At 62.4% G+C, this 11,968-nt stretch carries 12 protein-coding genes; 5 read left to right on the top strand and 7 right to left on the bottom strand.

All coding sequences use genetic code 11. The annotated features are described in order from the left end of the window. The first annotated feature begins 76 nt into the window (after positions 1-76). Positions 77-919: a glutathione-dependent disulfide-bond oxidoreductase gene (yghU, locus tag FLQ03_RS10780; protein ID WP_144372193.1), complete on the top strand. Its 843-nt coding sequence runs from the start codon at positions 77-79 to the stop codon at positions 917-919. Positions 920-1,005: 86 nt separating this feature from the next. Here yghU and FLQ03_RS10775 read toward each other — a convergent pair whose 3' ends face one another. The 5 genes from FLQ03_RS10775 to argF all read right to left on the bottom strand — a co-directional run bounded on the left by FLQ03_RS10775 (position 1,006) and on the right by argF (position 4,849). After that, complete coding sequence (locus tag FLQ03_RS10775) at positions 1,006-1,506, bottom strand: YajQ family cyclic di-GMP-binding protein (protein WP_144372192.1); 501 nt, start codon at positions 1,504-1,506, stop codon at positions 1,006-1,008. A gap of 33 nt (positions 1,507-1,539) precedes the next feature. After that, positions 1,540-2,379 carry a DUF1294 domain-containing protein gene (locus FLQ03_RS10770; RefSeq protein WP_144372191.1) on the bottom strand — a complete coding sequence of 280 codons (840 nt, stop codon included), beginning with the start codon at positions 2,377-2,379 and terminating at the stop codon, positions 1,540-1,542. After that, a complete protein-coding gene (locus FLQ03_RS10765) occupies positions 2,376-2,579 on the bottom strand; it encodes a DUF2788 domain-containing protein (protein ID WP_017509796.1) in 204 nt (67 codons plus the stop codon). Before FLQ03_RS10765 ends, FLQ03_RS10770 begins: the two co-directional genes overlap by 4 nt. Positions 2,580-2,676: 97 nt before the next feature. Beyond that, positions 2,677-3,897 (bottom strand): argininosuccinate synthase, encoded by a 1,221-nt coding sequence (locus tag FLQ03_RS10760; protein WP_144372190.1) that lies wholly within the window; start codon positions 3,895-3,897, stop codon positions 2,677-2,679. Between the two features lie 28 nt (positions 3,898-3,925). Further along, on the bottom strand, positions 3,926-4,849 hold the full coding sequence (gene argF, locus FLQ03_RS10755) for an ornithine carbamoyltransferase (RefSeq protein WP_144372189.1): 924 nt from the start codon (positions 4,847-4,849) through the stop codon (positions 3,926-3,928). Between argF and FLQ03_RS19120 the strand changes: the two genes are divergently transcribed. Beyond that, a complete protein-coding gene (locus tag FLQ03_RS19120) occupies positions 4,754-5,155 on the top strand; it encodes a hypothetical protein (protein ID WP_170252374.1) in 402 nt (133 codons plus the stop codon). The genes argF and FLQ03_RS19120 overlap by 96 nt on opposite strands. Positions 5,156-5,181: 26 nt before the next feature. Here the strand turns inward: FLQ03_RS19120 and FLQ03_RS10750 are convergent, their stop codons facing one another. Next, positions 5,182-7,140 (bottom strand): aminotransferase class I/II-fold pyridoxal phosphate-dependent enzyme, encoded by a 1,959-nt coding sequence (locus FLQ03_RS10750; RefSeq protein ID WP_144372188.1) that lies wholly within the window; start codon positions 7,138-7,140, stop codon positions 5,182-5,184. 184 nt (positions 7,141-7,324) lie between these two features. Between FLQ03_RS10750 and dinG the strand changes: the two genes are divergently transcribed. The 3 genes from dinG (at position 7,325) to map (ending at position 10,861) form a co-directional block, all read left to right on the top strand. After that, the gene (gene dinG / locus FLQ03_RS10745) at positions 7,325-9,460 is read left to right on the top strand and encodes an ATP-dependent DNA helicase DinG (protein ID WP_144372187.1); all 2,136 of its coding nucleotides are present in this window, start codon (positions 7,325-7,327) and stop codon (positions 9,458-9,460) included. Between the two features lie 170 nt (positions 9,461-9,630). After that, complete coding sequence (locus FLQ03_RS10740) at positions 9,631-9,945, top strand: DUF3579 domain-containing protein (protein WP_017509791.1); 315 nt, start codon at positions 9,631-9,633, stop codon at positions 9,943-9,945. Between the two features lie 115 nt (positions 9,946-10,060). After that, entirely contained in the window at positions 10,061-10,861 is an 801-nt protein-coding gene (gene map, locus FLQ03_RS10735) for a type I methionyl aminopeptidase (RefSeq protein WP_144372186.1), read from the top strand. Positions 10,862-10,991: 130 nt separating this feature from the next. On the opposite strand, the gene prmB is transcribed toward map, so the two are convergent. Further along, complete coding sequence (prmB, locus tag FLQ03_RS10730; protein ID WP_144372185.1) at positions 10,992-11,930, bottom strand: 50S ribosomal protein L3 N(5)-glutamine methyltransferase; 939 nt, start codon at positions 11,928-11,930, stop codon at positions 10,992-10,994. Positions 11,931-11,968 lie beyond the last annotated feature (38 nt).

The raw sequence follows: 11,968 nt of genomic DNA, 5'->3' as shown, positions 1-11,968 counted from the left end.
GCCTGCCGCCCCGCCCCCATCTGCCTGCCATGCCGCGCCTTGCGGCCAACCTTGTCTACTACCGCAGGAGCCCCGCATGAGCGAGCAACCGTACACCCCGCCCCGCGTCTGGGAGTGGAAACAGGCCAATGGCGGCCAGTTTGCCAATATCAACCGCCCGATTGCCGGCCCCACCCACGAGCAAGCGCTACCACGCGGCCAACATCCGCTGCAGCTGTACTCGCTGGCCACCCCCAACGGTGTGAAAGTCACCATCCTGCTGGAAGAACTGCTGGCGCTAGGCCACACCGGCGCCGAATACGACGCCTGGCTGATCCGCATCCAGCAGGGCGACCAGTTCGGCAGCGGCTTTGTCGAGGTCAACCCCAACAGCAAGATCCCGGCACTGATGGACTACAGCGGCGAGCAGCCGGTACGCGTGTTCGAGTCCGGCGCCATCTTGCTGTACCTGGCCGAAAAGTTCGGCGCGTTCCTGCCGCAGGACTTAGCCGGCCGCACCGAAACGCTGAACTGGCTGTTCTGGCAGATGGGCAGCGCGCCGTATCTGGGGGGCGGTTTTGGTCATTTCTACCAATACGCGCCGGTGAAGATCGAATACGCGATCGACCGCTTCAGCATGGAAGCCAAGCGCCAGCTGGACGTGCTGAACCGCCGCCTGGCCGACAGCCCGTACCTGGGCGGTGACAGCTACAGCATTGCCGATATCGCGGTATGGCCGTGGTACGGTGCGCTGGTACTGGGCCAGCTGTACGGCGCCGCCGAGTTCCTGCAGGTGGACGACTACCCGCACGTACAGCGCTGGGCACGCGAGATCGCCGAGCGCCCGGCGGTACAACGCGGCCGCCGCGTCAACCGCACCTGGGGCGACGAGGCCGAGCAACTGGCCGAACGCCACAGCGCCGCCGACCTGGACCGCTAAGCGCCACAAAGCACAAGGCCGCTGCATGTGCAGCGGCCTTGTCGCGTCGTGCGGCCAACGTTTGCACAACGTGGCCGGCTATGGCATCAATCGCGGAAGTTGTTGAACTGCAGCGGGAAGCCGTTTTCCATATCGCCGGCAATTTCCTTGCGCATCAGTGCCATCACTTCTTGCAGCACGTCGCGCTTGGCGCCGGAAACGCGCACCGCCTCGCCCTGGATGCTGGCTTGCACCTTCAGCTTGCTGTCCTTGATGAGCTTCACGATCTTCTTGGCCAGGTCGGTTTCCAGGCCTTCCTTCACGGTCAGCACCTTCTTCACCTTGTTGCCGCTGACCTTCTCCAGCTTGCCGTACTCCATGCAGCGCACGTCCACACCGCGCTTGGCCAGCTTGGTGGTCAGGATGTCGTTCACCTGATCCAGCTGGAATTCGCTGTCGGCAAACAGCGTCAGCGTCTTGTCGCCGCTTTCGATACGGGCGTCGCTGCCCTTGAAGTCGTAGCGGGTAGAAACTTCCTTATTGGATTGGTCTACCGCATTACGGACTTCGTTTTTGTCCACTTCGGACACAATGTCAAACGATGGCATCTTGTTCTTCCTTATGCGAGAGTGGCGCGTATTCTAGCCGAAGTTGGCCGCCAGCAGTGCAGCCGGCAATGCGGGCCACGCCCAGGCCGTCAGCGCCAGCAGGTTCAGCAGCACCGTCAACCAGAACACACGGCGAAAACCGGGCTTGGCCGATTTGTGACGCAGCCAGTGCTGCGCCAATGCCGCACCGGGCCAGCCGCTAAAGATGGCCAGCAGGTGCAGGGTGCTTTCCGGCGTGCGCCAGCGCCCGGCCTGCGCCGCACGCTTGTCTTGCCAGTACAGCACAAACAGCAGCGCGGACAACACCAGCGCCGCGGCGGCCGCCCAGCGTGGCAGCTGCCACAGCGCCAGCAGCCACCACACCAGCGCCGGCCACTGCGGCCACGGCCACGCCGCGCGCGCGGGTCTGGCTGCCGCCAGAACGTGCAGATCCGGCAAGGTGGCAAACGCCGCCCACACCGCCACCTCGCGCCCCTGCCCGTTCAGGCCGCGCTTGAAATAGACGCGCTCGCCCGCTTGCGGGCGGCGTGGCGAGGCGGCAAACGCCGAAACGTGTACGAACAGCTCGTCGCCGTCGCCAGTTTCTATAAAGCCGAAACCGCGCGCCGCGTCCCAATGCCGGATACAGCCCTGCTGCTTGGCGGCAGCGGGCGCCGGGCTGGCGGCAGAACGCGCCCACGCAGCCAACGGACGGCCATCTCGCCCGGTACCGGTGCGGTAGCTGACGCCTTCGCCCACTGCCGGCGGCTTGCCGGCAAAGGCGGAATGGTGCACAAACAGGCGGCTGCCATCCTGCTGCCGGATGAAACCAAAGCCGCGTGCCGAATCCCAACTGCCAAGCGTGCCGTGCAGCGTGCTCTCTGCCGCGCTCATTTGAGCAGCATGAACTCCACCAGCACGTTCTTGAACACGAAGCCCACCACGCCGAAGCCCAGCACGATGAACAACGCGATCATGCCGGTCTTGCCGGCGTTGGACTTCTTGCCCAGATCGTAAATGATGAAGCCCATGAAAATGATCAAGCCGGTGAGCAGGATGCCCATCGACCAGTTGGTAAATTGCTCTTCGCTCATGATGTCTTTGCGCTAAAAGGTTGGCCGCCATTATAGAAGCGGTAATAAAAAACCGCACCCCGTGGGGTGCGGTTTGAACAGATCGATACCGTTTGGCTTACTTGTTCAGACGGCCGGCAATGCGCATGCGCAGTGCGTTCAGCTTGATGAAGCCGCCAGCGTCGGCCTGGTTGTAGGCGCCGCCGTCGTCGTCGAAGGTGGCGATGTTCATGTCGAACAGCGAGTTGGTTTTGGAGTCGCGGCTCACCACGATCACATTGCCCTTGTACAGCTTCAGGCGTACCCAGCCGTTGACGGTTTGCTGGGTGTAGTCGATCAGGGTTTGCAGTGCCTTGCGCTCCGGCGCCCACCAGTAGCCGTTGTAAATCAGGCTGGCGTAACGCGGCATCAGGTCGTCCTTCAGGTGGGCCACTTCGCGGTCCAGCGTGATCGACTCAATGGCACGGTGCGCCTTCAGGATGATGGTACCGCCCGGGGTTTCGTAGCAACCGCGGGACTTCATGCCCACGTAGCGGTTTTCCACCAGGTCCAGACGGCCGATGCCGTGCTTGCCGCCCAGCTCGTTCAGCTTGGCCAGCACTTCGTGGGCAGCCAGACGTACGCCGTTCAGCGCCACGATGTCGCCTTTTTCGAACTCTACGTCCAGGTATTCCGGCGCATCCGGTGCCGCTTCCGGCGATACGGTCCAGCGCCACATGGCTTCTTCCGCCTCGGCGGACGGGTTTTCCAGGTGACGGCCTTCAAAGGAGATGTGCAGCAGGTTGGCGTCCATCGAGTACGGCGCGCCACCGTTCTTGTGCTTCATGTCCACCGGAATGCCGTTTTTCTCGGCGTAGGCCAGCAGCTTCTCGCGGGACAGCAGGTCCCACTCGCGCCACGGGGCGATCACTTTCACGTCCGGCTTCAGGCCGTAGTAGCCCAGCTCGAAACGCACCTGGTCGTTACCCTTACCGGTCGCACCGTGCGATACCGCGTCGGCACCGGTCAGGTTGGCGATCTCGATCTGGCGCTTGGCGATCAGCGGGCGGGCGATGGAGGTGCCCAGCAGGTACTCGCCTTCGTAAATGGTGTTGGCGCGGAACATCGGGAACACGAAGTCACGCACGAACTCTTCGCGCAGGTCGTCGATGAAAATGTTTTCCGGCTTGATGCCGAACTGCAGCGCCTTCTGGCGAGCCGGCTCCAGCTCTTCGCCTTGCCCCAGGTCGGCGGTGAAGGTCACCACTTCACACTGATAGGTGTCTTGCAACCACTTCAGGATCACCGAAGTATCCAGGCCACCGGAATAGGCCAGTACCACTTTATTGATGTCTGCCATCGTCTTCTCTCTCAGTCTACAAGCCGGGTCAGTCGTGTACGCGACCCAGCATCAGGTATTCAATCAGGGCTTTCTGGGCGTGCATGCGGTTTTCCGCTTCGTCCCATACCACGCTTTGCGGGCCGTCGATCACTTCGGCCGCCACTTCCTCGCCACGGTGCGCCGGCAGGCAGTGCATGAACAGCGCATCCGGCTTGGCCAGCTTCATCAGGTCTTCGCTGACCATGTAACCGGCAAACGCATCACGCCGCGCTTCGGCCTCGCCTTCAAAGCCCATGCTGGTAAACACGTCGGTGGTCACCAGATCGGCGCCGGCCACGGCGGACGCCGGGTTGTGGAAGGCTTCAAAACAGTCGCTATCGTAATGCTGGCCGTCCAGCACCTGCAGCTCGTACCCCACCGGCGTGGCCACCTTGAGCTTGAAGCCCAGCAGCTTGGCGGCCTGCAGCCAGGTACGCGCCATATTGTTGCCGTCGCCGATCCAGGCCACCGTCTTGCCGGCAATGCTGCCGCGGTGCTCGATATAGGTCAGGATATCGGCCAGGATCTGGCACGGATGGTATTCGTTGGTCAGGCCGTTGATCACCGGCACGCGGGAGTACGCGGCCAACCTTTCCACCATGCTCTGCTCGAAGGTGCGGATCATGATGATGTCGACCATGCGCGACAGCACGCGGGCGGTGTCTTCCACCGGCTCACCACGGCCGATCTGCGAGCTCTTGCCGTCCAGGAACATGGCGTGGCCGCCCAGCTGCGACATGCCGGCCTCGAACGATACGCGGGTACGCGTGGAGTTCTTTTCGAAAATCATCGACATGACGCGGCCAACCAGCGGTTGGTACAGTTCGCCGGACACTTGTCGTCGCTTCAGTACCTGGGCGCGCTCGAAGAGATGTTGGTACTCCGCGGCGGAAAGGTCTGTGAACTGGAGAAAGTGTTTGGGCTGCTTCATATCGGGTTCCGGAAAAAATTAATGCCACGGCGCTGTGAAAACAAGGCGTTTTCATGCGCGGCGGCACATTACTACACGCAAACCATCTGTCATCGGGTTGATCAACGCAATTTTCGCCATGATGAAATCATGATTTACAAAATTGCGACATGGTTATATGTATACGAAATCCACACTGGTGACAAGCCCGCGCCAGCTGGCGCAAGGCGGCAAAGCGGCAGAAAAAAGCCGGAATGCTGCAAGATCAATCACTTGCAGCACTCCGGCGATTTGTTACCAGTTTCAGCCTGGGGCATGACTGTTTAATAAAACATCATGCCCTGTCAGAACGGTCAGTTGAACCAGCTGCGACTGGGCAGTTCGGCCAGTTCGTCGTCGCGCAGCACGCGCACGCAGTAGTCGCCGCCACTCTCGTCCAGGCCATGCATTTCGATGGATTTCTGCGTTTTCAGCAGCCGCGCCATATAGGCCACGATATTGGCCTCGATCACCTGCCCCGGCACCAGCACCGGAATGCCCGGCGGGTACGGCACCACCTGGTCGCAGCAAACGCGGCCGTTCAGCGCCGGGTTGGGCAGCCCGTCGTCGTCCAGCAGCGGCAGGCGCTCGCCGGCCTCGTAAAACGCGTCGCGCGGCAGGCAGGCCAGCCGTGAAAACCCCGGAATCTCCGGCATGCGGCCCGCCGCACGCGGCGGACGTTGCTCCTTGGCCAGCCGCAACAGTGCGTCGAACAGCCGCGACATCTTGCTGCGCGTGGTACCCACCGTCAGCAGCAGGGTGATGGTATTGAAGGTGGATTTTTCGATCTGGATATTGAAGCGCTCGAACAGTGCGCGCTGCAGCTCGTCGGCCGAGTAGCCGCTTTGCGAAATGTCTACCGTCAGCTTGGTAGGATCCAGCCGCACGCCATCCTCGCGCACCGCCTCGGGCAGCAGGTCGTCCAGCTCCAACACGCGGAAGGCGCCGGTAGAATTGATCTTCTGCCGCAGCTCTTGCGCCAGCTTCAGTGCGCGGTCCAGCAGCCGGAAGCCCTCGGTCACCGCCTGCTTGCGTGCCACGTCCAGGCTGGCGATCAGGTTGTACTGCGGGCTGGTGGAGGTGTGCATGTTGAAGTTTTCGCGGAACAGGTGCTCGTCAAAGCCGGGGTCATTGACGTGAATCATGCTCGCCTGCGAGAACGCCGACAGGATCTTGTGCGTGCTCTGGGTAACGTAATCGGCACCGGACTCCAGCGCCGTCGGCCGGAATGCATGGTGGAACCGGGCGTGGCCGTACCAGGCCTCGTCCACGATCACCTTGATACCAGCCGCGTGCGCGGCTTCGATGATGGGCTTGAGGTCGTAACGCAGGCCGTCGTAGGTGCAACTGGTCAGAATCAGCACGCGGGCGTCGGGGTTGGCCGCAATGGCGTCGAAGATCACCTGCTTGGGCACCGGGCCGAAAATGCCGTATTGGCGGTTGACCGAGGAGTCCAGATACACCGGGCGCGCGCCGGACAAAATCACGCCATGGTGGACGGACTTGTGGCAGTTACGGTCCAGCAGCAGTTTGTCGCCTGGTGCCAGCAGCGTCTGGAAGATCACCTTGTTAGAGGTGGAGGTGCCGTTGGTAGCGAAATAGGTTTTGCGGGCGCCAAACGCTTTGGCAGCCAGGGTTTGCGCCTCGGCAATGACGCCGGTGGGATGCAACAGCGAATCCAGCATCGGCACCGACACCGACAGGTCGGCGCGCAGCATCTCTTCGCCGACAAAGTCGTAGAAGTCGCCCACCCACGGGCTGCCTTTCAGCGAGTCGCCACCGGCGTGGCCCGGCGTGTGCCACGAATCCTTGGCCATGCGCACGTATTGCTTGAGCTTGTCGTAGAACGGCGTGGCCGCCTTCTCGCCCATCTCGGCGGCCAGAATGCGGAACCAGCCGTTGAAATCGCGCTCGTCGCGGTAGAAATAACCGTCAATCGCGTGGCTGGCCAGCTCTTCCATCAGCACTTTCTCGTCGTCATCCTGCAGCAGGATGTACAGCGACAACTCGGGGCGCAGCTGGTTGATCTGGTTGGCCAGCTGTACCGCCGGCTGGGTGGCGCCCTTCTCTTTCAGGCCCTTGTCGATCAGCACGATCTGGATCTCGCCATCGCAGCCCACGCGCTCCAGCGCCTCGCTGCTGCGGCCAACCCCCTGGAACACCAGGCCGAACGGGTTGGCCATCTTGCCCGTTACTGCCTCCAGCGCCGCCAGTACATCGCTGCGCCAGGCGGCGTCATCACTCACCACCAACACTCTGCTCACCGGATTCATCGGTGCTCTCCTCTTGATACTGCGTTTTTTATGCTGTCTGTCGTGCTGTTATGGCCGTCGCTGCGGCGTTGTTTGGCGCTATCGTAAGCACAGCCGCACCATGCTGTCATGCTGCAGTCGCAAAACAGCGTAGCCGATGTCGCCTTGCCAGCAGCCACCGCCCCAATCCGTTACAATGCCGCCCATGCTGACCGACATCGAAAAGAACCTGCTGCGCGACCATTACCGCGCCATTTCCGACAACCTGCCCGGCTTCCGTCCGCGCGCGGCGCAGCGCCGCATGCTGGCCGAAATCGCCAACGCCTTCGGCCGCTGCACCATGCCGCCCACGGATAACGAGCAGGAGCCGGAAGACAATAGCGGGGACAGCATCGTGGTGGTGGAAGGCCCCACCGGTGTCGGCAAGAGTCTGGCCTACCTGCTGGCCGGCGGCGTGATGGCCAAGTCGCGCGGCAAGAAGCTGGTGGTCACCAGCGCCACCATCGCGCTACAGGAACAGCTGGTCAACCGTGACCTGCCGTTCATGATCGACAAAAGCGGCCTGGCAGTGACCTTTGCGCTAGCCAAGGGCCGCGGCCGCTACCTGTGCCCGTACCGCCTGTACCAATTGACAGCCGACACCGCCCAGGGCGAGTTGCTGGCGATGGACCCGAGCATGGCCTTGTGGGAGCGCAAGCCGGAACAGGCGGAGATCGACGCCCTGCGCCAGCTGGCCGACGCCTTCCATTACCGCCGCTGGAACGGCGACCGCGACAGCTGGCCGGAAAATATCCAGGACGAGCTGTGGCGCCGCGTCACCAACGACCGCCACGGCTGCCTGAAAGCCGGCTGCCCCAACCGTGCCGAATGCCCGTTTTACCTGGCGCGCGACATGCTGGAAAAAGTGGACGTGGTCGTAGCCAACCATGACTTGCTGCTGGCCGACGTATCGATGGGTGGCGGCGTCATCCTGCCGGCACCGGAGCAAAGCCTGTACTGCATCGACGAGGCGCACCACCTGGCCAAGAAGGCGGTCAACCAGTTTGCCGCCGAACACAGCCTGGCGCAGGCCATGGCGTGGCTGGACAAAGTACCGGCACTAGCCACCCGCGTACAAACGCTGATCGACAAACCCGAGCTGTGTGCCAACGCGATGGACGCCGCCGGCGCCTGCATGGAAAGCCTGACCGAATGGCTGTGGCTGCTGCAAGGCCAGACCGAGCTGGAAGCCAATAGCGACAACCTGGAGCCCAGCTGGCTGATCGAAGACGGCATCCTGCCCGAGCACATGAAGATTCCGGCGGCCAACATGGCACTGTCGGCACGGGCGCTGTACAAGAACCTTACCGGCATCAGCGACGCCATCGGCGCACTGCGCAAGGACAAACAACAGGACGCCGTGCTGCTGGACAAGCTGGCCGCCGACACCGGTTTCTTCGTCAGCAAAGTCGAACCGATGGTGGCGCTGTGGGACCTGTACGAACGCGAGCCGGACGAAAACGCGCCGCCAATCGCCAAATGGGTCACCCGCCGTGCCGACGGCAAAGGCGACTACATTTTCTCGGCATCGCCGGTTACCGCTGCCGGCAGCCTGGCGGCGAACCTGTGGCGGCGCGCCTCCGGCGCTCTACTCACCTCCGCCACGCTGCGCTCGCTGGGCAATTTCGACCTGCTGCTGTCGCAGACCGGCCTGAAATGGCTGCCCGACGTACAGTGCGTCGCACTGGAGTCGCCGTTCAACTTTACCGAACAGGGCGAGCTGTACCTGCCGCCGCTGCACGCCACGCCCAAAGACCCGGCCGCGCACACCCGCGAGATCATCGACTGGCTACCCAAGCTGATCGACCTGTCCCAACCGCTGGGCACGCTGGTGCTGTTTACCTCGCGCAAACAGATGCAGGAAGTGGCGGAAGGCATTCCGGCCGGTCTACGCCAGCACGTGCAGATGCAGGGCGAGCTACCCAAGGCGGTTCTGCTGGAAAACCACTACGCAGCGCTGAAAGCCGACCGCCCCAGCGTGCTGTTCGGCCTGGACTCGTTCTCGGAAGGGCTGGACCTGCCGGGCGAAGCCTGCGTGCATGTCATCATCGCCAAGCTGCCGTTTGCCATGCCGGACGACCCGGTTGGCCGCACGCTATCGCGCTGGATCGAAAAACGTGGTGGCAACCCGTTCATCGAGCTGACCGTACCGGAAGCGTCGATCAAGCTGGTACAGGCGGTAGGCCGCCTGATCCGCACCGAAAGCGACTACGGCCGCGTCACCATCCTGGACAACCGCATCGTGCGCCAACAGTACGGCAAACGCCTGCTGGCATCGCTGCCAGCTTTCCGTCGGCTCTGACATTAGGGAAAACCGTGGCGCAACAAGCTGCCTAAAACGTGAAGTGAAATCGATTTTAGGCTAGAATTAGGGTCAACCCGAATGACCTGCCAGGCAATACCATGCCCTTTTCAATAAAGCAGGCTACGGGCTGAGACCACACCCACAAGAACAAGCGCCCGGTTAAAGCCATGATCTGCAACCCGTACGAAATCGTTATCCAAGGCCTGACTTCCGAAGGCCGTACCTTCCGCCCCAGCGACTGGGCCGAGCGCCTGGCCGGCATTCTGGCTTCCTTCGGCGACGACCAGAAACTGGCCTACCACCAGTTTGTGCGCCCGATGATGCTGGACAACGTCCGCTGCGTCGCCGTGGACAAAAAGCTGGAAAAAATCCAGCCTGCCGTCTACCGCTTCCTGATGGACTTCGCCAAAGACAACGATCTGCGTATCGTGGACTGCCGCACGCTGATCGACGAAGTCTACCCCAACCAGTTTCTGGCCTGACCGCAGCGCGCTACCGGCGCAGCCTGGCAAGCTCCCTCATTCCTGATCCGCAAGCCGTGCCCGCGAAACGTAGTATTTGCTACCATACACGCCTAACTCATCAAGCGACTGAAGCATGGCCATCGTTATCAAGAATCAGCAAGACATCGAAAAAATGCGTATCGCCGGCCGTCTGGCGGCCGAGGTACTGGACTACATCACACCGTTCGTCAAACCGGGCGTTACCACCGAAGAGCTGAACCGCCTGTGCCATGACTACATGGTCAACGTGCAAGGCACCATCCCTGCCCCGCTGAACTACGCACCCGACGGCGGCACGCCGTACCCGAAATCGATCTGCACCTCGGTAAATCACGTGATCTGCCACGGCATTCCCGATGACAAGCCGCTGAAAAAGGGCGACATCGTCAACCTGGACATCACCGTGATCAAGGACGGCTACCACGGCGACAATAGCCGCATGTACTACGTGGGCGAGGTGAGCGAGTTTGCCCGCCGCCTGTGCAAGGTGACCTACGAGTGCATGTGGAAAGGCATCGAGAAAGTGAAGCCGGGCACGCACCTGGGAGACATCGGCTACGCCATCCAGCGTCACGCCGAAGCCGCCGGCTACAGCGTGGTGCAGGAGTTCTGCGGCCACGGCATCGGCACCAAGTTTCACGAAGAACCGCAGGTACTGCATTACGGCCAGCCCGGCACCGGCCTGGAGCTGCAAGAAGGCATGATCTTCACCATCGAGCCGATGATCAACCAGGGCAAACGCCACCTGCGCCTGCTGGCCGACGGCTGGACCGTGGTGACCAAGGACCGCAGCCTGTCTGCGCAGTGGGAACACACCATCCTGGTGACCGCCGACGGCTACGAGATCCTCACCACCTCGGAAGGCACCCCGCCCAAGCCGGTGTGGAAGAAATAAACAAGCAGCCCGTCAACGCAAGCCCCGCCTGAATGCGGGGCTTTTTCATGCCTACCCACCGCAATGTGGACAAGCAAAACCCCGCCACCAAGGTGGCGGGGTTAGCACAAGCCGGGCCTCGGCAGCCCGCTTAGTCGTCGGCGAAATCCGCGTCGTTCATCGGGTCGCCCATGCCGGCAGCCACCAGGTCTTCGCGCGTCAGCAGGAACACAAAGCCGTCGCCACTCTGGGTTTCCATCCACACGAACGGCAGGCTGGGGTAAGCAGCTTCCAGCACGTCGCGGTTGTGGCCGATTTCCACCAGCAGCACACCCTGCGGGTTCAGCAGGCGGGCAGCATTCTGCAGAATGACATGGGTAGCGTCCAGACCATCTTCCCCCGAGCCCAGCGCCAGCTCGGGCTCGTGCAGGTACTCGGCCGGCAGCGCGGCAACCGATTCGGCGTCCACGTACGGCGGGTTGGAGATGATCAGGTCGTACGGTTCTTCCAGGCCCTCTACCAGATCGCTGTGAATCAGCTGGATGCGGTCTTCCAGACCGTAATTCTGGATGTTGATGCTGGCCACTTCCAGCGCGTCCAGCGAGATGTCTACCGCGTCGATCTCGGCATCCGGGTAGTGATGCGCCATCTGGATGGCCAGGCAGCCAGAGCCAGTGCACAGGTCCAGCGCGCGGTGTACCAGCTCCGGATGCTCGATCCACGGTGCCAGCGGCTCGCCCATCAGCTCGTAGATGAAGCTGCGCGGCACCAGCACGCGCTCGTCCACGTAAAAATTGAACTCGCCCTGCCACGCCTCGTTGGTCAGGTACGCTACCGGCACGCGCTCTTCGGCGCGACGACGGATCAGCGCCAGCACGTCGGCCACTTCGCCCGGCAGCAAGCGCGCGTCCAGATACGGCTCCAGTTGCTGGATCGGCAGGTTCAGCGCCGACAGGATCAGATAGGCCGCCTCGTCGTAGGCGTTCTGGGTGCCGTGGCCGTAGGTAAGCTCGGCTTCGTTGAAGCGTGACACGGCAAAGCGCATCAGGTCGCGCACGGTCTGGAAGGCACTGGCGGCTTCTTCGTACATCGGGGGTCCTTTCTGTGCGGCGCAAGCGCCGGCAAATG

This window comes from Vogesella urethralis (assembly GCF_007644045.2).
In the GTDB taxonomy this organism is placed as follows: Bacteria; Pseudomonadota; Gammaproteobacteria; order Burkholderiales; family Chromobacteriaceae; genus Vogesella; species Vogesella urethralis.
Note: the sequence above shows the minus strand (reverse complement) of the source record. Positions and strands in the feature narration are given on the sequence as shown.

Excerpts from the sequence above, each read along its gene's own strand:
- yghU (WP_144372193.1), top strand. The coding sequence starts at position 77 with ATGAGCGAGCAACCGTACACCCCGCCCCGCGTCTGGGAGTGGAAACAG.
- FLQ03_RS10775 (WP_144372192.1), bottom strand. The coding sequence starts at position 1,506 with ATGCCATCGTTTGACATTGTGTCCGAAGTGGACAAAAACGAAGTCCGT.
- FLQ03_RS10770 (WP_144372191.1), bottom strand. The coding sequence starts at position 2,379 with ATGAGCGCGGCAGAGAGCACGCTGCACGGCACGCTTGGCAGTTGGGAT.
- FLQ03_RS10765 (WP_017509796.1), bottom strand. The coding sequence starts at position 2,579 with ATGAGCGAAGAGCAATTTACCAACTGGTCGATGGGCATCCTGCTCACC.
- FLQ03_RS10760 (WP_144372190.1), bottom strand. The coding sequence starts at position 3,897 with ATGGCAGACATCAATAAAGTGGTACTGGCCTATTCCGGTGGCCTGGAT.
- argF (WP_144372189.1), bottom strand. The coding sequence starts at position 4,849 with ATGAAGCAGCCCAAACACTTTCTCCAGTTCACAGACCTTTCCGCCGCG.
- FLQ03_RS10750 (WP_144372188.1), bottom strand. The coding sequence starts at position 7,140 with ATGAATCCGGTGAGCAGAGTGTTGGTGGTGAGTGATGACGCCGCCTGG.
- dinG (WP_144372187.1), top strand. The coding sequence starts at position 7,325 with ATGCTGACCGACATCGAAAAGAACCTGCTGCGCGACCATTACCGCGCC.
- FLQ03_RS10740 (WP_017509791.1), top strand. The coding sequence starts at position 9,631 with ATGATCTGCAACCCGTACGAAATCGTTATCCAAGGCCTGACTTCCGAA.
- map (WP_144372186.1), top strand. The coding sequence starts at position 10,061 with ATGGCCATCGTTATCAAGAATCAGCAAGACATCGAAAAAATGCGTATC.
- prmB (WP_144372185.1), bottom strand. The coding sequence starts at position 11,930 with ATGTACGAAGAAGCCGCCAGTGCCTTCCAGACCGTGCGCGACCTGATG.